18 protein-coding genes and 1 tRNA gene are annotated in these 23,031 nt (G+C 55.9%); 8 read left to right on the top strand and 11 right to left on the bottom strand.

What is annotated here, in order from left to right; genetic code table 11:
* Positions 1-128: 128 nt before the first annotated feature.
* From ACR0BF_RS19010 to msrA, 3 genes are all read left to right on the top strand, one after another.
* On the top strand, positions 129-1,013 hold the full coding sequence (locus ACR0BF_RS19010; RefSeq protein ID WP_480625556.1) for a DMT family transporter: 885 nt from the start codon (positions 129-131) through the stop codon (positions 1,011-1,013).
* 125 nt (positions 1,014-1,138) lie between these two features.
* Complete coding sequence (gene msrB, locus ACR0BF_RS19005; protein ID WP_480474611.1) at positions 1,139-1,588, top strand: peptide-methionine (R)-S-oxide reductase MsrB; 450 nt, start codon at positions 1,139-1,141, stop codon at positions 1,586-1,588.
* Entirely contained in the window at positions 1,585-2,097 is a 513-nt protein-coding gene (gene msrA, locus ACR0BF_RS19000) for a peptide-methionine (S)-S-oxide reductase MsrA (RefSeq protein ID WP_480625555.1), read from the top strand. The genes msrB and msrA overlap by 4 nt, the downstream gene beginning before the upstream one ends.
* 39 nt (positions 2,098-2,136) lie before the next feature.
* On the opposite strand, the gene ACR0BF_RS18995 is transcribed toward msrA, so the two are convergent.
* The 8 genes from ACR0BF_RS18995 to ACR0BF_RS18960 all read right to left on the bottom strand — a co-directional run bounded on the left by ACR0BF_RS18995 (position 2,137) and on the right by ACR0BF_RS18960 (position 14,343).
* On the bottom strand, positions 2,137-4,140 hold the full coding sequence (locus ACR0BF_RS18995) for a hydantoinase/oxoprolinase family protein (protein ID WP_480474607.1): 2,004 nt from the start codon (positions 4,138-4,140) through the stop codon (positions 2,137-2,139).
* A gap of 72 nt (positions 4,141-4,212) precedes the next feature.
* Entirely contained in the window at positions 4,213-5,250 is a 1,038-nt protein-coding gene (gene queG, locus ACR0BF_RS18990) for a tRNA epoxyqueuosine(34) reductase QueG (protein WP_480625554.1), read from the bottom strand.
* A gap of 74 nt (positions 5,251-5,324) precedes the next feature.
* Positions 5,325-5,990, bottom strand: a complete 666-nt coding sequence (fzlA, locus tag ACR0BF_RS18985; protein ID WP_480474603.1) for an FtsZ-binding protein FzlA — start codon at positions 5,988-5,990, stop codon at positions 5,325-5,327.
* A 58-nt stretch (positions 5,991-6,048) separates the two neighbouring features.
* Positions 6,049-6,783, bottom strand: a complete 735-nt coding sequence (gene mtgA / locus ACR0BF_RS18980) for a monofunctional biosynthetic peptidoglycan transglycosylase (protein ID WP_480474601.1) — start codon at positions 6,781-6,783, stop codon at positions 6,049-6,051.
* A gap of 39 nt (positions 6,784-6,822) precedes the next feature.
* Positions 6,823-7,737: a Hint domain-containing protein gene (locus tag ACR0BF_RS18975; protein ID WP_480519709.1), complete on the bottom strand. Its 915-nt coding sequence runs from the start codon at positions 7,735-7,737 to the stop codon at positions 6,823-6,825.
* A gap of 181 nt (positions 7,738-7,918) precedes the next feature.
* On the bottom strand, positions 7,919-12,451 hold the full coding sequence (gene gltB / locus ACR0BF_RS18970; protein ID WP_480625553.1) for a glutamate synthase large subunit: 4,533 nt from the start codon (positions 12,449-12,451) through the stop codon (positions 7,919-7,921).
* Positions 12,448-12,885 (bottom strand): GFA family protein, encoded by a 438-nt coding sequence (locus ACR0BF_RS18965; RefSeq protein ID WP_480625552.1) that lies wholly within the window; start codon positions 12,883-12,885, stop codon positions 12,448-12,450. The genes gltB and ACR0BF_RS18965 overlap by 4 nt, the downstream gene beginning before the upstream one ends.
* Before the next feature lie 24 nt (positions 12,886-12,909).
* A complete protein-coding gene (locus ACR0BF_RS18960) occupies positions 12,910-14,343 on the bottom strand; it encodes an NAD(P)-dependent oxidoreductase (RefSeq protein WP_480625551.1) in 1,434 nt (477 codons plus the stop codon).
* A gap of 231 nt (positions 14,344-14,574) precedes the next feature.
* Between ACR0BF_RS18960 and ACR0BF_RS18955 the strand changes: the two genes are divergently transcribed.
* A complete protein-coding gene (locus ACR0BF_RS18955; protein WP_480606055.1) occupies positions 14,575-15,378 on the top strand; it encodes an undecaprenyl-diphosphate phosphatase in 804 nt (267 codons plus the stop codon).
* Here ACR0BF_RS18955 and ACR0BF_RS18950 read toward each other — a convergent pair whose 3' ends face one another.
* Positions 15,379-16,362 (bottom strand): complex I NDUFA9 subunit family protein, encoded by a 984-nt coding sequence (locus tag ACR0BF_RS18950; protein WP_480606058.1) that lies wholly within the window; start codon positions 16,360-16,362, stop codon positions 15,379-15,381. It lies immediately after the preceding gene.
* 201 nt (positions 16,363-16,563) lie between these two features.
* Between ACR0BF_RS18950 and ACR0BF_RS18945 the strand changes: the two genes are divergently transcribed.
* Positions 16,564-16,650: transfer RNA gene (locus ACR0BF_RS18945), tRNA-Leu, on the top strand.
* Positions 16,651-17,240: 590 nt separating this feature from the next.
* Here the strand turns inward: ACR0BF_RS18945 and ACR0BF_RS18940 are convergent.
* Complete coding sequence (locus tag ACR0BF_RS18940; RefSeq protein ID WP_260026700.1) at positions 17,241-18,248, bottom strand: helix-turn-helix transcriptional regulator; 1,008 nt, start codon at positions 18,246-18,248, stop codon at positions 17,241-17,243.
* 143 nt (positions 18,249-18,391) lie between these two features.
* Between ACR0BF_RS18940 and ACR0BF_RS18935 the strand changes: the two genes are divergently transcribed.
* Positions 18,392-19,954, top strand: a complete 1,563-nt coding sequence (locus ACR0BF_RS18935; RefSeq protein WP_480605546.1) for an arylsulfatase — start codon at positions 18,392-18,394, stop codon at positions 19,952-19,954.
* Between the two features lie 433 nt (positions 19,955-20,387).
* Here the strand turns inward: ACR0BF_RS18935 and ACR0BF_RS18930 are convergent, their stop codons facing one another.
* Positions 20,388-21,266, bottom strand: coding sequence for a LysR family transcriptional regulator (locus ACR0BF_RS18930; protein ID WP_480519624.1), 879 nt, complete (start codon positions 21,264-21,266; stop codon positions 20,388-20,390).
* A 109-nt stretch (positions 21,267-21,375) separates the two neighbouring features.
* Between ACR0BF_RS18930 and ACR0BF_RS18925 the strand changes: the two genes are divergently transcribed.
* On the top strand, positions 21,376-21,642 hold the full coding sequence (locus ACR0BF_RS18925; protein WP_480519622.1) for a hypothetical protein: 267 nt from the start codon (positions 21,376-21,378) through the stop codon (positions 21,640-21,642).
* 46 nt (positions 21,643-21,688) lie between these two features.
* On the top strand, positions 21,689-22,414 hold the full coding sequence (locus tag ACR0BF_RS18920; protein ID WP_480519620.1) for a haloacid dehalogenase type II: 726 nt from the start codon (positions 21,689-21,691) through the stop codon (positions 22,412-22,414).
* Positions 22,415-23,031: the final 617 nt, after the last annotated feature.

Below are 23,031 nucleotides of genomic sequence, written 5' to 3'. Positions count from 1 at the left end.
TGGTCAGTCAATCAACGAAAACATAAGGGCGACTTTCCTGTCATCACATATGCGTCTTTTATGACGCGCAGCGCTTGCGACCGATCACAAAATCGGGGACAGTCCGCGCAAAGTGACAGGGGGTCTCCATGGATCTGCGCGCCATAGCCATGGGGCTGACATTTGCCCTGATCTGGTCGTCCGCCTTTACCTCGGCGCGGATCATCGTGGCAGACGCATCTCCTTTGTTTTCGCTGGCTCTGCGGTTTTTGATCTCAGGGGTTCTGGGGGTTCTGATTGCCCGGGCGATGGGGCAAAGCTGGCACCTGACTCGGAACCAATGGCGGGCGACAATTCTGTTCGGTATCTGCCAAAATGCCCTGTATTTGGGTCTGAATTTTTACGCGATGCAAACGGTCGAGGCTTCGGTTGCGGCGATTATCGCGTCCACAATGCCCTTGCTGGTGGCACTGGCAGGGTGGCTTATTTTTGGCGAGAAACTGCGCCCTCTCGGTATTTTGGGTTTGTTTGCCGGATTCACCGGCGTCGCCCTGATCATGAGCAGCCGGATCAGTTCTGGTGTCGACATGTTCGGCGTCGCGCTATGCGGCATCGGAGCTTTGGCGCTGACCTTTGCCACCCTCGCGGTTCGCGGCGCAACCTCAGGCGGCAATTTCATGATGGTCGTGGGCCTGCAGATGCTTGTAGGTTCCGCCACGTTGTTCGTGGCCGCTCCGATCTTTGAGACCATTTACATCCACCCGACGCTGCCACTGGCATTGGCGTTCACTTACACAACCCTGTTTCCTGGGCTGCTGGCCACGCTGATCTGGTTCCTTCTTCTGGATCGCATCGGCGCGATCCGCGCAGCCACGTTCCACTTTTTGAACCCGGTATTTGGTGTCACGATTGCGGCCATATTATTGGGCGAAAAACTGGGCGCGATGGACGCAATTGGCGTTACCGTCACGACGCTGGGTATTCTTGCTGTTCAGCTGTCACGCCAACCTTCTCGCAAAACGGCTTCGGCCTAAAGCAAGGACCCAAATGTTTGCGTCTGACCGACTGCACGACTGTGAGAGCTGTTTGAAATATCGCTTTGCTTTCTACCCTGCAGCCCCCAGATAATGGCTCAAACGTCAAATCAGCCGGAGGATCCATGACACGCTACACCAAAGACCCCACGGTTATCGCGGCGCTTTCGCCCGAAGAGTTTCATGTCACCCAACGCAACGGCACCGAACGACCGGGGACAGGCAAGTATTTGGGGAACAAGGAACCGGGCATCTACGTGGACATCGTGTCAGGCGAGCCGCTGTTTGCTTCGACCCACAAATACGAATCCGGATGTGGCTGGCCCAGCTTCACCAAGCCGATCCTCCACGAGCATGTGGAGGAGTTTCGCGATACGACGTATGGTATGATCCGGACCGAGGTTCGCTCGAAACACGGCGACAGCCATCTGGGGCATGTCTTCCCCGACGGCCCGCGAGAACATGGTGGCCTGCGGTATTGCATCAACTCGGCCTCGCTCAGGTTCATCCATCGGGATGAGATGGAGGCTGAAGGTTACGCCGAATTCCTGATCCACGTGGAGGAAATCCAATGACTGAACAACGTGCTGTACTGGCCGGAGGCTGCTTTTGGGGTATGCAGGACCTGATCCGCAAGCTGCCGGGCGTCTTGCGAACCCGGGTGGGCTACACCGGAGGCGATGTGCCCAACGCAACCTATCGCAACCATGGCACCCACGCCGAAGGGATCGAGATCTGGTTTGACCCGTTGCAGATCAGTTACCGCGACCTGCTGGAATTTTTCTTCCAGATTCACGACCCGACCACGGTGAACCGGCAAGGCAACGACCGAGGCATGAGCTATCGTTCCGCGATTTACCACGTCGATGAAGCCCAAAGAGCAACTGCGCTGGATACTATCGCAGATGTGAATGCCAGCGGCTTGTGGCCGGGAAAAGTCGTAACCGAAGTCGAACCCGTCGGCGATTTCTGGGAGGCCGAACCCGAGCATCAGGATTATCTTGAGCGCATCCCGAACGGATATACCTGCCACTTCCCGCGCCAGGGCTGGGTTCTTCCCAAACGTGCCAGCGCCGCAGAATAATGCACCACCTGCCATGCCCCTCTGTACAAGTCAGAGGGGCTAGCCCGTCGCAACCCGCGGTCGCCCGCTTGCCTCGACCGTGATCATTGCCTCGACAAACACATCATTGGCCTCGACCCGCGCGGTTTTGATGTCGCGATCCACGATCACGCGGATATCTTCTGCACCGGCTTCGCGCACCGCGCCTTCAGCTTCCGACCTCAGAACATTTTCCAGCAAAGCCAACGCGTCTTCTGATGCGGAAAAATCCTTGGGCCCGCCCTCGAGATGTACACGATACCGCCCTTCGGCAGGGCTTGTCACCGTGCCCGATCGCCGTAAGGTCAACCGTCCCACTACGGCGCCAATCGCATTGGCTACGCCCGCATGTTCCGGCAGGATCATCCGGCAGTGCAGCCGTTCACCAACCGTCGGGTAATAGCTGGGGGCTGATGCCCCAAGCCCCACAACATCAACGTTTAGAGCTGCGGTCAGCGACAACAAACCGCGATGCCGCGCCAATCCGCGCTGTGTCAGGACATGCCGCGCCAACTCCTGTGGCGGCAGCCCGAAACTGTTCGGTTCCTCATCAAAAGCAGCCTCTAACAAGATCAAACTGGTCTGTTCCGTCAACTGGTCCACGATCATTTGCGCCAGCGCCTCGGCGGAACTTGCCAACATATCCCCGGACCCGACCCGTTTGCGCGCGACCAATTCAAGTGCCTTACGGGCGGCTTCAGCATCCCAGGCATCCACCCGCCCCAGTACATGGCTGGCATCCGACGGCGTCACGCCCGAGATCTGAACGATCCCGCGATCCACCAACCGGGTCAATGCGCCGCTTTCCATTCGGGACCTAAGCAAGGAACCAATCGGCAGAACCTGATCTCCCAACCGCTCCAACAGGGCTTCTTCGCGCACATCTATACCGTCGTCACGTATTCCCGGCACGCGTCGGGCAAAGCGCGTATCGTGCTCACCCACCGTCGTGGCCCGCAATTGCTCGTCCAAAACGGCATGAACGATCTCGGGCGCTTCCGAGGCGATCAGGGACACCGGAAGAACGCGGCGCGGCCCCAGAAACACACCGCCCTGCAATCCCTCGGTAACGACATGCACCTGACTGTCGCCTCCAAGGCCATGGGTGCGCATCGCAACTGCCTCGACCATGGTGCGGAACCCACCTACCTGTGCCCCTGCCGAGTCGATCGCGGGCTTACCGTCACGGATCAACGCCACGTCAGTTGTCGTACCGCCAATATCCGACACCAACGCATTCTCTGCGCCAGTCAACCAGCGCGCGCCGACAATTGACGCGGCAGGTCCGCTCAGGATCGTTTCAATGGGGCGTTCACGCGCCTGTTCAGCACTCATCAACGCCCCATCACCGCGAACAACCATCATCGGGGCCATAATCCCCAACTCGCGCAGCCGGTCCTGCGCCCGCCCGATCAAACGGTCGATCATCCCGATCAGCCGCGCGTTCAACACTGCCGTCACGGCGCGTTTCGGCCCATTCAGCTTTGCCGACAAGTGATGCGAACATGTTACCGGAGCCGCGGTTCTTTCCGAAACGATTCGCGCGGCTTCAAGTTCATGCGCGGGATTACGGGTGGCAAACTGAGCGGCTATGGCAAAGCCTGAAATCCCCTTGTGAGTGTCTAAAAACTGCTCCAGCGCGGCAACATCCAATGGTGCAGCTTCGCTGCCAGAATGGGAATGCCCACCAGACATAACCAGGGCCGGGTCCCCTTTTAACGCGTCCTTCAAACCGTGCTTTTCAAGGTCGCTGTCTTTGAACCCGATATAGATCAATGCAACGCGCCCGCCCTGCCCTTCGACCAAGGCATTTGTCGCCAATGTAGTGGACAAAGAGGCCATTGAAATCTGATCCGGCGCAACTTTTGCCTGCTCCAAAACGGCAGAAATCGCCTTGCCTACACCAATTGCCAGATCCGCACGTGTGGTCAGGGACTTGGCCGAGGCTATTACCTCTTTTTCATCCCGGATCAGTACCGCATCGGTATAGGTTCCACCCGTATCCACCCCCAAAGCCAGCGCCATCGGGTTCTCCTTACTGTTCGCTGCAGATTGGTGTAGCGATTGGGGCCGACACGTCCAGCCTGTTTGCGGCAATTATGAAAGTTGTTCCACCGCCCAGCGCGCTGCGTCGGCCACGGTTTCATCTGGGTCATCTGTCAAACTTTGGGCCGCGGCCCTCAGTTTCGACTGCCCCGAGTTTCCAATGGCATAAAGCACGTTGCGCACAAACCGGTCGCGCCCGATCCGTTTGATGGGTGAGCCCGAGAATTTCGCTCGGAACGAAGTATCATCAAGCGCCACCAGCTCTTCCAGCGCAGGCGCCGCCAGATCTTCGCGCGCTGCATAGCGCAGGTCGCTTGCGGCAACCGCAAACTTGTTCCACGGGCAAGCCGCAAGGCAATCGTCACAGCCGTAGATTCGATTGCCCAGCTTTCTGCGAAGCTCAGGCTTCACAGGGCCTTTATGCTCGATTGTCAGATAGGAAATGCACCGCCGTGCGTCCAACTGATACGGGCCCGGAAAGGCGTCCGTGGGGCAGCTGTCCAAACAGGCCCGACAAGACCCGCAGCGATCAATCTCAGCGGGATCCGCGGGTATATCCAAAGTTGAAAAAACAGACCCTATAAAGGCCCAATTACCCCACTCCCTGCTGACCAGATTCGTGTGTTTCCCCTGCCAGCCCAACCCGGCGGCCTGCCCCAAGGCTTTCTCCGGCACGGGTGCAGTGTCAACAAACACCTTAACCTCGCCGCCCGCCTCGGCAATCAGCCACCGCGCCAGGCGCTTCAGTCGCTTTTTGACCAGATCATGATAGTCTTTGTTCTGCGCATAGACAGAAATCGCCCCGTGGCCGCGTTGCTTCAAGACGTCTGTAGGATCATGTTCCGGCGTGTAACTCTCGGCCAGCATGATCACTGATCGCGCCTCAGGCCAGAGGGCCTCAGGATCACCGCGCCAATGCGTCCGCTCGGCCATCCATCCCATCTGCCCATGATACCCTGCGTCCAAGAACGCTGCCAAACGCTCGGGAACTTTTGGAACATCCCAGGGGCGGCAGACACGGCACGCAACAAACCCTTCTTCAAGGGCCTGCTGTACCAGCTTTTCCTTCAAATCAGATCCGCTCTTCATCTGGTTAAAAATATCCTCGGGGGGAATCGCGCAGATGCGCGATGGGGGGCAGACAGCCCCCCGGGCGCACCCTATCAGAAATCCAGATCCGCGTAATGGGGCGGCGGCCGGAAACCCGGCACCTGATCCGCAAGAATAGAGCGAAACGCAGGGCGCGATTTGATTTTTGCATACCAGTCCTTGACCACCTGACTGCGGTTCCAATCCACATCCGAGATATAGTCCAGCGACGACAGGTGCGCCGCTGCCGCGAAATCAGCCAGTGTCATCTGATCACCGGCCAACCACCGGCGGTGATCCAACAGCCATGCCATATAATCCAGATGGTACTTGATCGCTTTAGCACCCTGTTTGACGTTCTTGCTGTCAGGATAGCCCTGACCCGTCACTTTTTTGTTCACCCGTTCGTACAGCAGCTTCGACGTCACCTCATGATGGAATTTGTCGTCAAACCAACCGACAAGGCGCCGTACTTCGTATCGGGCTTCGGGGCTTTTTGGCATTAATGATGGTTCGGGGCGGGTTTCCTCAATATATTCGCAGATCGCCGCGCTTTCCGACATCATTTGTCCGTCCAGACGCAATACTGGTACTTTACCCGCAGGGTTTCGGCGCAAAAAGTCGGGATCCTGCTCCCAGTATCGCTCTTCGACAAGCTCAACCTCGATCTTCTTTTCCGCCAAAGACAGCCGAACCTTGCGGCAATACGGAGAGAGGGGAACATGAAACAAACGCGCCATGGGCTTCCAATCGAACCAGTGAGTACCCGACAGATTTAGCCTTGGCAGGCGACGGGTTTCAATCCTCGAAACAATCTGCGCGACCATCTGCGCGGATGGTGGCCGCCCCATCCAGAATAGATGCCGCCCGTCTGCGCGTACGCGCCGTCGGATCTGTGACTGACCTGTTGCGCGGTGACGGCAGAATGGCGGCAATCCGCGCTGCCTGAACTGGGGTCAGTTTCGATGCGCTGGTGTTGAAATACTGTTGCGCGGCAGCCTCGACCCCAAAAACGCCATTCCCGGTTTCGGCAACGTTCAGATAGACCTCAAGGATGCGCCGCTTGCTCCAGAAAATCTCGACCACAGGTGTGATCGAAGTTTCCAGCGCCTTGCGTATCCAACTGCGCCCCTGCCAAAGGAATACGTTCTTTACCACTTGCTGTGTAATGGTCGAGGCGCCGCGATTTCCGCCATCCTCAAGCGCATCTCGAATGGCCTCTACATCAAATCCCCAATGCAGGCAGAAATTCGCATCCTCTGCTGCCACAACCGATCGCGCCATGATCGGGGCCATGTCCTCGATCGGTACCCATTCACGCTCAACCTTTCCCAATCGGCGCCATTCTGACCAGATCGTATGGGTTACAGGTGGGTTCACAACCGAATACAACAGGATTATCGCAAGCAAAGCTCCTGCAATTGCCGCAACCGCACGAGTCAGCCAACGGCGTATCTGACGCACCGTTGGTGATTTCCTGCTGGATGCCTTGTTTTTCTTACCGCTTGATTTGCGGGCTGCTTTCTTCGCCATACCTCAGCTATACGACGCGCGGTCCGGGTTTGAAACGGCCTAAATCGCGAAGGCGCGCGCTTCGCGCGGGTGAACAACCGGGCGTGCGGTTTCTACCGACATCGGATCATGACCTGCCAGTTCAGGGAACAGATGCAGGACCTCGCTCTGCGTTTCGCGGTCCGAGGCCGACAACGCATGCCCCGGATAATAGCTTTCGCTTTTGGCGCCATTGGCGATGACGATCTCGTGCTGCTTGAACAAAAGGTGGAAATACTCTACCTCACCGCCTTCCACGCGGGTCACCGTTTTTCCATTGACCAGAGCATGTGCCGGAATCAGCGCTTCAGCGTGCCCGGACAGATACGAGGCTCGCCAGTCTTCAATCAGCATCCTATGCTGAGGCGAAACAAGCAGCGGACGATCCAGGTCGAACACTCCGGCCTCAAACCGGATCGGGGCCAGCTTTCCTTCGGCGGCTACCACTGTACGCCCAACCCAGATCAAAGGCTGAGGGCCATGATCCACGGTCGTGACCAGATCACCGACCTTAAGATCTTCCACCGTGCGTTCCCCATCCGGGGTCATTATCATGGTGCCCGGCGTGAAACAGGGCGGACCCAAATTGCCGACATTCAGCGGCCCCTGTGTGTTGACGAAGGTGGCTGAAACAAACGTTCCCGGCTGCAAGACCTGGCCGTCTGTCGGTGTAAAAACCCGAGATCCATCAGCCAGATAAAACGTGGTGCCGGTATAGGTTACATTCCCGACGCCCGCGACGTTGATGGTAACAGTGTCTCCCGGCCAGGAATTCGTAACGTCCTGGCCATTGACTGTATCACCACTCGGTGCATCAATTTCGTTGTCATCATCTGCATCGATCAAAGTGAAACTGCTAACCGCGACAGCCGTTCCCGCAGGCGGCGGGTTTGCTGGATCGAAAGTATAAAACTGATCCTGATACGGTGTTGGCATCCGGTTGCCCCTGTCTGCTTATCATCTGGTGCCTAGATCGGCCCATGATTATCGCCTGAGTGTGAAGAAAGATTGGCGATTTTCGGATAAACGGGCAAGACCAGCACTGAAACGTCGTTAATATACGAACCCCGCGTGGTGCAAATGACACGCGGGGTTTCGCGAGGTAAAAAGTTTCGGCTTATTCCGCCGGAACTGCTTTGGCTTCAACACTCAGTGGGTGGCTAAGTTTGTTCAGCATTTCCTTCGGGCAAACCTGCAGGAAGTTGCCTTTTTCCACATCCCAATGCTGAAGAATATCAGCAGCCTTGCGGCTTTGTGATTCAGAAGCGTGACGCATGATAAGCGTTTTTAACTGCTCTTCCCAGTGGTCCACAGTGACCGGGCAAGTGACTAGCGTTTCCCTGTTCATCAGCGCCTCTGCCTTGCCTTCGGGATCATACAGATAGGCCATTCCGCCTGTCATGCCCGCACCAAAGTTGGCTCCGATCGTTCCAAGGATAACAGCGACACCGCCGGTCATGTATTCACACCCGTTGGAACCGCACCCCTCGACAACAACCTTGGCGCCAGAGTTCCGCACCGCGAACCGTTCACCGGCGCGACCGGCGGCAAACAGATACCCATCAGTGGCCCCATAGAGAACCGTATTGCCAATGATCGTATTGTCATCTGCTTTCAGCGGGCTGACCTGCGGTGGGCGCACGACGATCATACCCCCGGACAGGCCCTTACCAACATAGTCATTGGCATCGCCCGACACTTCCAGCTTCAGACCCGGGGCCGCAAAAGCTCCCAGCGATTGCCCGGCAGAGCCTTGCAACTTCACATGCAGATGGTCGTCCTGAAAGGTGTTCCGCATCCCGAAATTCTGCACAATATGGCTGGACACACGGGTTCCAACGGTCCGGTGCGTGTTCTGCACGGCATAAGACAGCTGCATCTTTTCACCATCCTTCAGGAACCGGGCCGCATCACGAACGATTTCGGCGTCCAGCGTATCCGGCACCGCGTTGCGCTCTTTGTCGCGGTTGTAGACGATGTTATGTGCCCCATCGACAGTGATCAGCAGCGGATTGAGGTCCAGATCGTCCAGATTCGCCGATCCCCGGCTGACCTGAGCCAACAGGTCGGCTCGGCCGATGATCTCGTCAACCGAGCGCGCACCGAGGCTGGCCAGCAACTCTCGCACTTCCTGGGCATAGAAAGTGATCAGGTTCACCACTTTATCCGCATTGCCGGTGAACTTGGCGCGCAGGGATTCATCCTGCGTACACACGCCCACCGGACAAGTGTTCGACTGACACTGACGCACCATGATACAGCCCATGGCGATCAGCGCGGCGGTACCGATGCCGTATTCCTCGGCCCCCATCATCGCGGCCATGACAATGTCGCGACCGGTACGCAGACCACCGTCGGTCCGCAGGGTGACGCGATCCCGCAGGTTGTTCATCGCAAGAACCTGATGCGCCTCGGTCAGGCCCATCTCCCACGGCAAACCGGCATATTTGATCGAGGTCGCAGGCGACGCGCCTGTACCGCCATTGTGACCCGAAATAAGGATAATATCCGCTTTCGCTTTGGCTACACCGGCAGCAATCGTGCCAACGCCCGAGGACGCTACCAGCTTGACCGTCACCTTGCAGCGCGGGTTGATCTGCTTCAGATCGTAGATCAGCTGCGCCAGATCCTCGATCGAATAGATATCGTGGTGCGGCGGCGGCGAGATCAGCGTCACGCCCTTGGTCGAATGGCGCAGGCGCGCGATCAGGTCGGTGACCTTCATACCTGGCAACTGACCACCTTCGCCGGGTTTTGCACCCTGAGCGACCTTGATCTCAAGCTCTTCACACTGGTTGAGGTATTCCGCAGTCACGCCAAACCGGCCCGAAGCCACCTGTTTGATCTTGGCCGAAGGGTTGTCGCCATTGGGTTCAGGCACGAAATGTGCCGGATCTTCGCCACCTTCGCCACTGTCGGATTTCGCACCGATCCGGTTCATCGCCACGTTCAGTGTTTTATGCGCTTCGGGCGACAATGCACCCAGCGACATACCTGGCGTGACAAAGCGTTTGCGGATCGAGGTGATCGATTCCACCTCTTCGATCGGCACCGGCTTGCCCAACGGTTTGAAATCCATCAGATCGCGCAAATGAATTGGCGGGTTCGACTGCATCTTGGCCGAATACTGTTTCCACAGCTCATACGAAGCCTTGTTGCAGGCCATCTGCATCATGTGCATCGAGGTCGCTTCCCACGCGTGGGTCTCACCTGACTTACGCGCCTTGTAGAAACCACCGATGGGCAGCACATCCAGACCGCTGTTCCAACCCTTGGCATGGATTTCTTCGGCCTTGGCCTGAATACCTTTTATACCGATACCGGAAATCCGGCTGGTCATACCGGGGAAATACTCGGCCACCATGGCACGGCTGAGGCCGACGGCCTCAAAGTTCAGACCACCGCGATAGGACGAAATGACCGAGATGCCCATCTTGGCCATGATCTTCAACAGGCCCTGATCGATCGCCTCGCGATAGCGCGCGACGTTTTCTGTCAGGGTTCCGTCCAGCAAACCGCGGTCGATGCGGTCGGCCAAAGAATCTTCGGCCAGGTAGGCGTTCACCACAGTCGCACCACATCCGATCAGAACGGCAAAGTAATGCGAGTCCACACATTCGGCCGAACGAACGTTCAACGAACAGAAGGTCCGCAAACCCTGACGCGTCAAATGGGAATGCACAGCGCTGGTCGCGAGGATCATTGGTATCGCAATCCGATCCTCGCCCGACCGCATATCAGACAGGACAATATGCCCGGCACCAGATCGCACCGCCTCTTCGGATTCGGCTCTGATACGGGCCAAAGCTGCGCTCAATGCGCCTTGACCAGCCTCGAAGCTACAGTCGATTTCCGCCAGCGGCGCATCAAAGTTCTCAACCAGTTTGTCCCATTGCGCGTTACCGACAAAGGGGCTTTCCAAAACCACGATCTCGGTCTGGCTGCTGTCTTCATCCAGCACGTTCTTGAGGTTGGCAAACCGGGTTTTCAGCGACATCACGCGGTATTCACGCAGGCTGTCGATCGGCGGGTTGGTCACCTGGCTGAAGTTCTGACGGAAGAAATGGCTGAGCGGGCGGTATTGTTTTGACAAAACAGCCGAGGGCGTATCATCACCCATCGATGCCAAGGCTTCCTTGCCGTCTTCAGCCATCGGAGCAAGGATTTGTTCCAGCTCTTCTACCGAGTATCCCGCAGCAATCTGGCGCTTGCGCAACTCGCCACCCGCAAAGATCGGAGCTTCGGTCACACCCGCAAGCGTTTCGTCCAGGTCGTTTATCTTGCCAACCCATTCGCCGAATGGAAGCGCGCTGGCCAGTTTGTTCTTGATTTGGGTGTCGCGGTACAGCTTGCCTTTTTTCATGTCGACCGCCAGCATCTGACCCGGCCCCAATGCGCCTTTTTCGGTCACGGTGGCTTCGTTGATCGGCACCATTCCGGCCTCCGACCCTGCGATGACAAGGCCATCACCGGTCACGACGTACCGCATGGGGCGCAGCCCGTTCCGGTCCAGACCAGCGCAAACCCAGCGTCCATCGGTCATCGCCAGCGCGGCCGGACCATCCCATGGCTCCATCACCGAGTTGCAGTAGGAATACATGTCGCACCACGCTTGCGGCAGCTCGACCGCCTGCTTGGACCAGCTTTCCGGAACCAGCATGGTTTTCGCCATCGGGGCCGACCGCCCCGCACGCACCAACACCTCGAAAACCGAGTCTAATGCGGCGGAATCTGACGAACCACCAGCGATGATCGGCTTGATGTCTTCGGCATAGTCACCAAAAGTTCCGCTAGCCATCCGGATTTCATGGCTTTTCATCCAGTTGACGTTGCCCTTGAGGGTGTTGATCTCGCCGTTATGGGCCAGCATGCGGAATGGTTGTGCCAGCCACCATTGCGGGAAGGTGTTCGTGGAATACCGCTGGTGGTAAATCGCAAACGCCGATTCAAAGCGGTCATCCATCAGATCGGGATAGAATACAGCGACCTGTTCAGCCAGCATCATGCCCTTGTAGATGATTGACCGGCAGGACAGCGACGCAAGATAAAGGCCCGAAATGCCCGACGCCAAGGCCGCTTTTTCGATGCGACGGCGGATGACATAGAGTTCGCGCTCAAAAGTTTCTTCGTCCACACCCTTGGAGTTCGAGATCAGGATCTGCTCAATCTCGGGTCGGGTCGCGTTGGCCTTTTCCCCCAGACAAGTCACATCGACCGGCACGTGTCGCCAGCCATAGATGTAATAACCCATACGCAGAACTTCGCTTTCGACGATGGTCCGGCACCGCTCCTGTGCGCCAAAATCGGTGCGGGGCAGGAAGACCTGACCAACTGCAATCAGTTCATTCAGCTTTGGTTCGTGGCCCGTGCGGCGGATCTGATCATAAAAGAAGGGAACTGGAATCTGCACATGGATGCCCGCGCCGTCGCCGGTCTTGCCATCCGCGTCCACGGCTCCGCGATGCCAGATCGCTTTCAGGGCATCAATCCCGGCATCCACCACCTTGCGAGACCGTTTGCCATCAACGGACACAACAAGGCCCACACCGCACGAAGAATGCTCTTCTGCCTCGGAGTAGAGACCATTTTCGGCCATCCACTTGCGTTTTGCTTCTTCTGCCCACACCCAATCGGCATCATATTTGGTCATTGGCTGTCTCCTTCGTCAGAGGGGGAATACATGGCTTCGACCTCGGCTTTGGTCAATTGCCGACGTTCACCTGCGAACGCGTATCCCTCGGGCTTTTTTTCGATATAAAGTTCAAGTTTCAGCGGGTTGCCTGTTGCATTTTCAAACAGGCCAGCCGCCATTTGTGTCTGTCCGTGCATCTCACCCGGCAGCGTGATCCGGTACCAGAGCGAGGATCCGCATTCGTCGCAAAAGGCACGTTCTGCCCAGTCGGACGAGGTAAATGTCTTGACCGGGCCTAGCGCGGCATAGCCTTCTTTCGCCTGAAACGTCACCAGCATCGAACTGGTCCACCGACGGCATTGGTCACAGTGACACGCCCCCAGCGCATCCCGCGCCGGTGTAGCTGTTACAGTGACCGCACCACACATGCATTGGCCTTGAAGTTCCGACATTTCGAACCCTCCTGAAAGCTGGGGTTATTCCGCTGCGACGGCAGTCTTGGCATTAAACCGGTCGATGATCGCGTCGGCGCAGTCGCGCCCGTCACGGATCGCCCATACAACCAGCGAAGCACCGCGCACGATGTCGCCAATTGCGTACACACCTTCCATTTCGGTTTCCCCGGTCTGGAATGCTGCCCGGACCGTTCCCCATCGGGTGACGGGCAAGTCGGGCTGCCCGAACAGCGTTGGCAGGTCTTCGGGCTCAAAACCCAATGCCTTGATCACCAGATCGGCGTCCTCGACATAATCCGCACCTTCGATCACTTCGGGGGCCTGGCGACCAGATGCATCGGGTTGCCCCAGGCGCATTTTCTGCACCATCACGCCGGAAACCTTGTCGTCGCCCGTGAACCCCTTGGGTGCACTGAGCCATTCGAATACCACGCCTTCTTCCTCGGCATTCTGTGTCTCGCGCTGCGAACCCGGCATGTTAGCCCGGTCACGACGGTACAGGCATTTGACTGACGTCGCGCCCTGGCGGATCGATGTGCGCACACAATCCATCGCGGTGTCACCACCACCGATCACGACAACCTTCTTGCCCTCGGCATTCAGCCGTCCGTTGTCGAAATCCTCAACAGCATCACCAAAGCTTTTACGGTTTGATGCGGTCAGGAAATCGATTGCCTTCTCGATCCCGGCAAGACCACTGCCCGGCATGGACAGATCCCGCGACTTGTAAACGCCCGTCGCGATGATGACCGCGTCATGCTTGGCGTGAATTTCCGCGAATTTGGCAGCGTCCACGTCGCAGTTCAAAACGAACTCGACACCGCCGTCAGCCAACAGGTCGTTGCGCCGCTGGACGACTTCTTTTTCAAGCTTGAAGCCCGGAATGCCATACATCAGCAACCCACCCGCACGGTCGTAGCGGTCATAGACCGTGACCTGAAAACCGGCCCGACGCAGCATGTCTGCCGCGGCAAGACCGCCCGGCCCGCCACCGATGATGCCGACGCTTTCACGGCGCTCTGCCGCAGGGACCACTGGCTTGACCCAGCCTTTTTCCCACGCCGTGTCGGTAATGTACTTTTCGATCGTTCCGATGGTAACTGTTCCATGACCGGATTGTTCGATCACGCAATTTCCTTCGCACAAACGGTCCTGCGGGCAGATGCGGCCGCAAATCTCGGGGAAGGTGTTTGTCGCCTGGCTGGTTTCGTAAGCTTCTTCCAATCGTCCGGTTGCAGTCAGCCGCAACCAGTCGGGAATGTTGTTATGCAGCGGGCAGTGCGATTGGCAGTAAGGCACACCGCATTGACTGCAACGGCTGGCCTGTTCTGCTGCTTTCTCGGCAGCGAATTCTGCATAGATCTCGTTAAAGTCTTCTCTGCGGTCATTGGCGGCACGCTTTTCCGGCATGACGCGGTCGATCTGCACAAATTTCAGCATCGGTTGCTTGGCCACGGGTTAGACTCCATGAATTGGCTTGGTTCGGTTTCTTTATGCGATGCGCAAACGGATTAAAAGTCATATATACTGACCTATTATGAGAATTTTTCACCCTTCCACTCGAAATCGGCAAATTATGGAGGGAATTTTAGGTACGATCCGGACCTATATGAAGACTTTCCTTTTCTCCACTGCCCTTATAGCCATACACCACAAGAAAATCGTGGCGACAGCACGGCAGGGCAGATGAGTCTTTTCCACCTGATTCTCGTGGCAATCATTCAGGGAATAACTGAGTTTTTGCCCATTTCGTCTTCGGGTCACCTGATCCTGCTGCCGAATTTGTCAGGCCTTCAGGATCAGGGTCAAGCCATAGACATCGCGGTGCACGTCGGAACCCTCGGAGCGGTCGTTCTGTATTTCTGGACGGATGTGAAGCAGGCCCTTGCCGGGTTGCCGCGCGCCTTGAACGGCCGGACAGATACGCCGCAGGCCCGTTTGGCTCTGGGCCTCATCATTGCAACAATTCCAACCGTGATTGCAGGTCTGATCCTGCATCTGACCGGGTTAAGCGAGGCCATGCGTTCGATCGCTGTAATCGGATGGACAATGCTGGGCTTTGGCCTGCTGCTTTATTGGATTGACCAGAAAGGCCCCCAGACGAAAGGGGCGTCTGATTGGGGTGTGCGCGATGCTTTCATCATGGGGCTGTGGCAGGTTCTTGCGCTGATCCCCGGAACATCGCGATCCGGGATCACCATTACAGGAGCACGTCAACTGGGCTATACCCGAGCAGACGGCGCACGGATTGCCATGCTTATGTCAATCCCAACCATTCTGGCCTCAGGCACACTGCTGGCACTGGATGTGATACGCGACGCTGATGCGCAACTGGCACGGGACGGGGCCATTGCCGCGGCATTTGCTTTTGTCTCGGCACTTCTGGCGCTTAGCCTTATGATGCGACTGCTGCGCAGTGTCAGCTTCACGCCCTATGTGATCTACCGCGTCATACTGGGCGCGGCATTGTTGTTCATGGCCTACAGCTGATCAGATACGCAGGTTTTTCGCCGAGTTCTGAATGTCGTCATACTGCCCCGATGGGCGGAATTTCCAAAGATATTCCGGCAGCACCGATTCCAGAGTGGTCGGCGCAATGCCAAGATCCGCAAAGGACTTGGCCCCGTCAGATACCACGTTGTCATGACGCAGATTCCTGACCTGGTCGCGGGTCAGAATGTTGTTCGGGAACAGCTGGAAGCTGACGAATTTCGCAATATCCAGCACGCCCGCCATAATCCGGGCAGCAAAGAACGGCAGACCGACAATGATGCGCCGCCGGTGGATCACTTCAAGCATCTGTTGCATCAGGGCGCGGAAGGTTTTCACTTCCGGCCCGCCAAGCTCGTACACGCCCGGCTCAGCCTGCCCCAGAATACCTTTGACCGCTGCCTGGGACACGTCGTCCACGTAGACGGGTTGGAATTTGGTCTCAGCACCAACCACCGGCAGGAACGGACCCATGCGAGTCATCCCGGCAAATCGGTTAAAGAACTGATCCTCGGTACCGAAGATCACAGATGGGCGAAGGATCACTACATCCGGCATGTGCTTCAGCACACCCGCCTCGCCCAGCGCTTTGGTCCGGGCATAATCGCTGGCCGCGTTTGCATCTGCACCTATAGCCGAGATATGCACCATTCGACCAATGCCCTGCTGTGCGGCCAAGCGCGCAATACGCTCGGCCCCTTCGGTCTGAACGGCATCAAACGCGTTCTTGCCCAGTTCATTAAGCACACCCACACAGTTCACCACGACATCGGCGCTCTGCATTGCCAGCGCGACCGAGGCGTCATCGCGGATATTGCACAGCACAGGCTCAACCTGTCCCACGGCGCCGTAGGGTTTCACGAACATGGCTTCGTTCGGGCGTCGTACAGCCACCCGCACACGCCACCCCTCTCTCGCCATGCGCCGCGCGATGTAGCGACCGACAAATCCCGATCCGCCATAAATCGTCACCAGTTTCGACATGAGAGGGCTCCTGCTGAGAAATTGCGCCCTAGAACTAACGCCCGCAGGCCAACCAAACAAGGCACTAATTCGCCGCGCCGGTCATGAAATAATAAGGCCAAAACTTCAGTTCGAAAACCGAACTTAAAAAACTTTCAAAATTCATTCAGAATCCGGTTGACGCCCCCCGCCAGTCAGCTTAAACGCCGCTCCACGACACCTGCCCAGGTGGCGGAATTGGTAGACGCGCTAGCTTCAGGTGCTAGTGTCCGTATGGACGTGGAGGTTCGAGTCCTCTCCTGGGCACCATAACACAAGATAAAATTCTGTAATTTAACGTTTTTCAGAGCGATAGCTTGTGTATCCCCTGATTTATCCCCTGTTTTTTCGTTGATGGATGTGAGCCCAAATTTTCTTGCCATCGTTTCCGTTGATACGCATTCTTCTAATAAGATTGATGATAGTAAATGTTGGTATTTGTTGGAGTTAGGCTGTGAAAATGTCCTAACTTTAACGGGCAACCCGACCTAGGTTTAATACCTAATAACGATGCTAGACTCCGACGGCAGCTTTCATGAACAACGGACGTTTATCGAAACTGGGCGACTGACCGAGTTGCGGGACAAACCCGCCCGAAGCTAATGCAGCGAAATTGGCCTCAATGCGACCGCTTACTTTCGAAGCCTGTCGCGGCATTGCAACGCGATTTATCCGGAAGCGGTCGTTGAAAGCGGCTGACAGCACGGTAAACGGAACCGGTCGTTCGTGGCTTCAAGCCCGTTATCGAAATGATAAGGCGAATAAATTCGTAGACGCAAAAAACTTTTCGCGACGTTCGGTAACTGTCTTGCAGCCACTAAAGCGGTTGCACAGTCATAGCAATTAGTCTGTTTAAACGTTTATTTGAAGTATATTTGACGAAATTCGGCCGGAGTAACTCCCATTCGCTTTTTGAAGAATCTGGTGAAATCACCGGGGTATCCGTAACCCAGTTCCAATGCAGTTTCGGTGATACTGCAGTTGTCTTGCAAAAGCAGTTTTGTCGCGAGGTTTAGACGAGCATCCGCCAGGAGACGAGCATGACTCGTTCCATGCTCAGCCAAGATGCGCCGATATGTTCGCGTACTGATGCCGAAGGCTTTGGCTACTCGGTCGGATAGACTGTCCGTTGTCGACAACGTCAAAAATGTCGAAAGGCAACTAATGATTGATTGCCTCAGATTGGAGTCAATCGGAAGCGGTTCTTCATCGAGAACGGTCCTGCTGGTTGGAGAAAGCGTGAAGTTTCGGTCAACGATACCTATCAGATCGAAAGCAATACCAAAGTGATCTTTTGATTGGACCACAGGAATGTGGCGAAGCTCGTCATGCAACTCGACCTTTTCTGGAAACATGGGTAGGGCCAGCGCGACTGGGAGCACGCTGCAGCCGAGTACGCGCCGGGTTGCGAGTTGCATTATAGCCAGATTGTATTGAAGCGTGGGCCATTCATCCGACCAATCCGTCGCGGCCGTGGTTCGCATAATCCAAAAACGATCGCCCTGCCTATGACAGAAAAAGCGTGCTCCTGATATAAAACTGTTGAACTTCTCGGTCAGGTGATTCAGCCCTTCGAAATTCGTTAAGCCGCAGGGAAGCGGGATGCCAACGACTGAATGCGTCTGCCTGTTTTCTTCTGGGTCAAGCTCGAGACTTCTGAACAAAAAGCTTTGTTCGCCTACCTTTTGCTGGAGAAGGGCAAGAAAAAACTCGACCGCATGCAGCGGCACAATACCCGCTGGGTTCTCAACGATACTTGGTGGCAGCCCGGCGCGGTCAGCGATACGTTCCAAGGTGTACAGTGACAAATCTGATGCACTGATGGCCGGTTTGATAGCCTGCGCGATAACGAGGTTCAGGTTCGCCATGTCTTCTCTCTCAACAGCCCAAAAAGAACTCCGCCCTAGGTAAGAGCAGGCGTAAACACCTCCGTCTCTTGGCCGGAAAAGCTAAGCGCAATCACGGCTAACCTGTCAAACTAAACCAGGATTTACGTTTTGGGAGGACACAAATGAGATTGCCCGAATTATTACAATTCGCTCGCCGACCGTTGTCCGGAGTGATTATTGGAATTGGCTTAACAGTCTCCGCTACAGCTGTCGTAGCTCAGGACGCTCCTCCAAACGTCCTGATCATCTGGGGCGACGACGTCGGATATTGGAACATCAGTGCCTACAATCAGGGCATGATGGGATATCAGACGCCCAACATCGACCGGATCGCCAACGAAGGGATGCTGTTTACGCATTCTTATGGCGAACAGTCCTGTACCGCGGGGCGGGCCTCCTTCATCACGGGGCAATCCGGCTTCAGAACCGGCCTGCTCAAAGTCGGTCTGCCGGGTGCGCCCGAAGGTATGTCCGAGAAGGACCCGACGATTGCCGAGTACATGAAGTCGAAAGGCTATATGACCGCGCAATACGGCAAGAACCACCTCGGTGACAGGGATGAACACCTTCCAACCAACCATGGTTTCAACGAGTTCTTCGGCAACCTTTACCACCTCAATGCTGAGGAAGAGCCAGAGAACGTCGACTATCCTCAGAACCCTGAGTTTCGCGAGAACTTCGGTCCGCGCGGCGTTATCCGATCAACCGCTGACGGGCAGATCGAAGATACAGGTCCACTGACGAAGAAGCGCATGGAGACCATCGATGAAGAGGTCACCGCCGGGGCGTTGGACTTTATCGATCGCGCGGTAGATCAGGATAAGCCATTCTTTCTCTGGTACAACACCACGCGGATGCACATCCATACACGTCTCAAGGAGGAAAGTGAGGGCGTCACCGGCCTCGGCGTCTATCCGGACGGAATGGTGGAGCATGACGGCATGGTCGGGCAAATGCTGGATAAGCTCGACGAGCTTGGCATCGCCGACAACACCGTTGTGATGTATTCCACCGATAACGGCGCCGAAGTCTTCTCGTGGCCAGATGGCGGCACAACGCCGTTCCGGGGCGAAAAGAACGACAACTGGGAGGGTGGATTCCGCATTCCGTTGCTGGTCAAGTGGCCGGGCGTGATCGAGCCGGGTCGAAAATCTAACCAGATCATCAGCCACCTCGACTGGTTCCCAACGCTGATGTCGGCGCTCGGCGATGGAGACATGAAAGAACGTATGCTGACCGAGGCGCCTTTTGGCGAGGGCAACGAGCCGGTGCACCTGGACGGGTATGACTTCATGCCCTACTTCCGGGGTGAGGCAGAAGAAGGTCCACGGCGAGAGTTCCTGTACTTCTCGGACGGTGGCGACCTGATGAACCTCCGCTATAATCGCTGGAAGGTCGTCTTTGCGGAACAGCGCGCTCATGGGTTTGACGTCTGGCAGGAGCCCCTGACGTTCCTGCGGCTACCAAAGATCATCGACCTTTACACCGATCCGTTCGAACGGGCGGAGCACGAGTCAATCGGGTACTCAAGATGGCGGCTCGACCGGACCTATCTCTTGGTCCCTGCTCAGGCGTTTGTTGCGCAATTCTTGTCAACATTCGAGAATTATCCGCCCCGACAAAAGCCTGCGAGTTTCTCGATCGACCAAGTGCTGGAGAGCTTGCAAAGGAACCAGGGCGGCTGAAGCAATTAGTCTTTGAACAAATTTCTAAGAGTGACCGCATCTTGCGGTCGCTTTGTTTGGATCCAAAGCAACCGGCAGTTCTATTCGCAAAGCCGCAATGGGCGTTGCAAATCTAGCTGCAGCGTGACTAAACGGCCGCTTAAATTTCTGCGGCGTGGCTAGCAATTTTGGCGTTCGCGTTGCTGCAGGTGCGAGCATCGGTACCGAAGTACTTCCGGACTGGGCTCTTCTGAGACATCTGAGCGGTTCGGTCAGATGTCCGCAAAGCCGGGTTCAGCAGCCATTTGAGGAGGCCGGACCGCGTGATGAAGTCCGCTTTTGTGCCCGAACGACTGCTCCCGCAGGCAGCTGCCGTTCGGCACTTATGCCTCCGACGTCTCAGATGCGGACAAACCAACCGTAAGGTTGTTTGCTGTGAATGTCCGCAATGCGGTTATTCAGCGGCGCTCAATGAGGCAGGTGCACGAAACTCGCGTGCGATTTCTGAGACCAGTGCCTTGACTGGAGCAGACCTGCTTTTGGGATTGACCCGTGCAACGAATGTAATGCTAGGCGGCGATGGGAACAGGTTTTCGATCACATCCATGTCTTCTGTCACATGCATTCCGTTCAACAAGGCGATGCCAAGCCCTGAACGAACACCCGATTGAATGCCTGCAGCGCTTGGGCACTCAAGGACTTTCTCAAAGGATCGCCCTTTTTGCAGCACCTCCGAAAAACCCCATTTCCGATAAAAGCAATTGGTATCGAAAGACAGAAACGGAATTGGTCGAGCGAGGTCTAGTTCATAGTCTTTCGATTTGACCCAATGAAGGGTGTCATCAAAGAGAGCCTGATCTTGGGGCTCTATGTCTGCTGTGAACACCTGCATCATCGCAAGATCAAGCTCATCTGCTTGCAGCCAGGCTTGAACATTCAGGCTTTGGCTGGTCCGCGTTCGCACACTTACAGAAGGGTACAACCGCGTAAACCGACCAAGGATTCCAGCGATGTCGCTGGTCGTAGCATCTTCGGTCATGCCCAGACGAATGGCTCCATTCAAGTTTTTCTTTCCCAAATCTGAAAGCGCTTCGTCATGCAGATTGATAATACGCAAGGCATAATCATGAAGGCGTTTTCCGGCATCCGTGAACAGTGGTCCTCCGGATTGCCGTGCTAAGAGGGTGCAATCCAACGCACTTTCTAACCGTTTGATTTTGTGACTAACGGCTGACTGCGACACACCCAACTGTCTCGCCGCATTGGTAACACCGCCACTGGTGCCAATGGCGCACAACGCACGCATTGCATCGATTTCCAGCCTCTCAGCCAAGGTTGCTCCTCATATGACAAACTAGCATCAAAATATGACAATCATTCATTTGTGTCATATTGTAGCCTTGGTTATCCATCTTGCAAAGCCAAATTTGCGAGGACACCCAATGACCGACATTAGCCATCAAAACGCTATAACGCGCGACAATCGCAAGCTCACTTCTCTGTTCGAAGTCATCGGCTCCATTCTGGCCATGGTCTATGCGATGTCGATTGCGATGAACATCGGCGCGGAGATGCTTGGGTTTTCCTTGCTCTTGGTGTCGTCGGCACTGTTTGCAGGATGGGCTTTTTTAGACCGGCGTTGGACGTTCCTATTGCTCCAAGTGTTCTACGCTACGTCAGCAATTATTGGGTTGATCCGATGGGCCTGAGAACAATTCAGCGAAATCGTCCATACCGACAAGAAGGAGAGAAACTATGAAACTGATGGACTTCAAGGTTCTGGCATTCGACGTTTATGGCACGCTGATCGACTGGGAAAGCGGCATGGTCACAGCTCTCAAACCCTTGACGGACAAGGTCACTCAAAACCTGACACGCGACGATATTCTTGAAGCGCACGCCTATCATGAATCCACGACGCAACGTTGGACACCCAACAAAAAATACTTTGATCTCCTTGCAGTCGTTTATCGTCGTCTGGCTGAAGAATGGGGTGTCGAAGTGACTTGGGAAGAATGCCAAGCATACGGCCTGTCCGTGCGCCAGTGGCCTGCATTTGACGACAGCCGTGAAGCACTCGCCTATCTCAAACAACACTACAAACTGGTCGTCTTGACCAATACCGACAACACGAGTTTTTCAGGCTCGAACGCTCGGCTCGATGTCCACTTTGATGGTGTTTACACCGCTGAAGACGTTGGCAGCTACAAACCATCTGATCGAAACTTTGACTACATGCTGGAAACGCTTGCGCGGCAAGGTGTCGCCAAAGAGGATATTCTTCATACAGCAGAAAGCATGTTCCACGATCATGGCCCTGCCAACAAATACGGGCTCTCTAATTGCTGGATTTACCGCCGTCACGAAAAAGAAGGATTCGGGGCAACAATGAACCCCGGAGAGATGCCCAGCTACGACTTCTGCTTCAACAGTATGGCGGAGCTGGCTGCTGCACATAAAACGGAACTGTCAGGCGCGTAACTGAGAAGCAGTCATTCGCGGCGGTGCAGAATATCGGAAGGTTGGGCTCAGTGTTGCCGTTCTCCGCAGCAAGCATGATTGGCTGGTCCCAGCCCAAACCGGACCTTCATCGTCGGGCTTTGCAAATCCCGAGAAGCGGACTTTGCCGACCTTCGATTTCGGGCCCTCGCTGACGCAGCATGCTTTCGCAATCGCGGCATGCCCATTACTGCGATGCAGCGTATGTCGCCGAAGCAGCCGTTCGAAGGCGTCGATCTGAGTCGAACCGAGACCGCATCTTCGCTGCTGGCAGAGCCGACCATCGAGGAGCGGACGAAGCGGACAACGAAATTGCTCTGGTTAACGGTCTCTCACCAGTGAACCGCCTGATCCAAGATAGATCACCGAATTCCACATCTCTTCCGTCACTTTGCAGTTGCCGGTTCCTCTTCCTTGGTCGTCTGTTGGGCTGAGTCCCCCTGAGGCGGACCTCTTTGGGAAAGTCTGCTTTTCAATGTCGAAAAATATGTCTGACGTCAGCGCCTACCGGACAGATTTAGGGGTTTGAGCAACGGAGGATTTCTGGTTCATCGAAGCCATTATGGAGCGAAGATGAATAAGAAATCCGGAACATCAAA

This window comes from Ruegeria sp. AG7, from assembly GCF_056541545.1.
This window is presented reverse-complemented; position numbering and strand designations above follow the sequence as displayed.

What these genes read in the sequence shown, in the direction of transcription:
- ACR0BF_RS19010 (WP_480625556.1), top strand. Translation starts at nt 129, where the DNA reads ATGGATCTGCGCGCCATAGCCATGGGGCTGACATTTGCCCTGATCTGG.
- msrB (WP_480474611.1), top strand. Translation starts at nt 1,139, where the DNA reads ATGACACGCTACACCAAAGACCCCACGGTTATCGCGGCGCTTTCGCCC.
- msrA (WP_480625555.1), top strand. Translation starts at nt 1,585, where the DNA reads ATGACTGAACAACGTGCTGTACTGGCCGGAGGCTGCTTTTGGGGTATG.
- ACR0BF_RS18995 (WP_480474607.1), bottom strand. Translation starts at nt 4,140, where the DNA reads ATGGCGCTGGCTTTGGGGGTGGATACGGGTGGAACCTATACCGATGCG.
- queG (WP_480625554.1), bottom strand. Translation starts at nt 5,250, where the DNA reads ATGAAGAGCGGATCTGATTTGAAGGAAAAGCTGGTACAGCAGGCCCTT.
- fzlA (WP_480474603.1), bottom strand. Translation starts at nt 5,990, where the DNA reads ATGGCGCGTTTGTTTCATGTTCCCCTCTCTCCGTATTGCCGCAAGGTT.
- mtgA (WP_480474601.1), bottom strand. Translation starts at nt 6,783, where the DNA reads ATGGCGAAGAAAGCAGCCCGCAAATCAAGCGGTAAGAAAAACAAGGCA.
- ACR0BF_RS18975 (WP_480519709.1), bottom strand. Translation starts at nt 7,737, where the DNA reads ATGCCAACACCGTATCAGGATCAGTTTTATACTTTCGATCCAGCAAAC.
- gltB (WP_480625553.1), bottom strand. Translation starts at nt 12,451, where the DNA reads ATGACCAAATATGATGCCGATTGGGTGTGGGCAGAAGAAGCAAAACGC.
- ACR0BF_RS18965 (WP_480625552.1), bottom strand. Translation starts at nt 12,885, where the DNA reads ATGTCGGAACTTCAAGGCCAATGCATGTGTGGTGCGGTCACTGTAACA.
- ACR0BF_RS18955 (WP_480606055.1), top strand. Translation starts at nt 14,575, where the DNA reads ATGAGTCTTTTCCACCTGATTCTCGTGGCAATCATTCAGGGAATAACT.
- ACR0BF_RS18950 (WP_480606058.1), bottom strand. Translation starts at nt 16,362, where the DNA reads ATGTCGAAACTGGTGACGATTTATGGCGGATCGGGATTTGTCGGTCGC.
- ACR0BF_RS18940 (WP_260026700.1), bottom strand. Translation starts at nt 18,248, where the DNA reads ATGGCGAACCTGAACCTCGTTATCGCGCAGGCTATCAAACCGGCCATC.
- ACR0BF_RS18935 (WP_480605546.1), top strand. Translation starts at nt 18,392, where the DNA reads ATGAGATTGCCCGAATTATTACAATTCGCTCGCCGACCGTTGTCCGGA.
- ACR0BF_RS18925 (WP_480519622.1), top strand. Translation starts at nt 21,376, where the DNA reads ATGACCGACATTAGCCATCAAAACGCTATAACGCGCGACAATCGCAAG.
- ACR0BF_RS18920 (WP_480519620.1), top strand. Translation starts at nt 21,689, where the DNA reads ATGAAACTGATGGACTTCAAGGTTCTGGCATTCGACGTTTATGGCACG.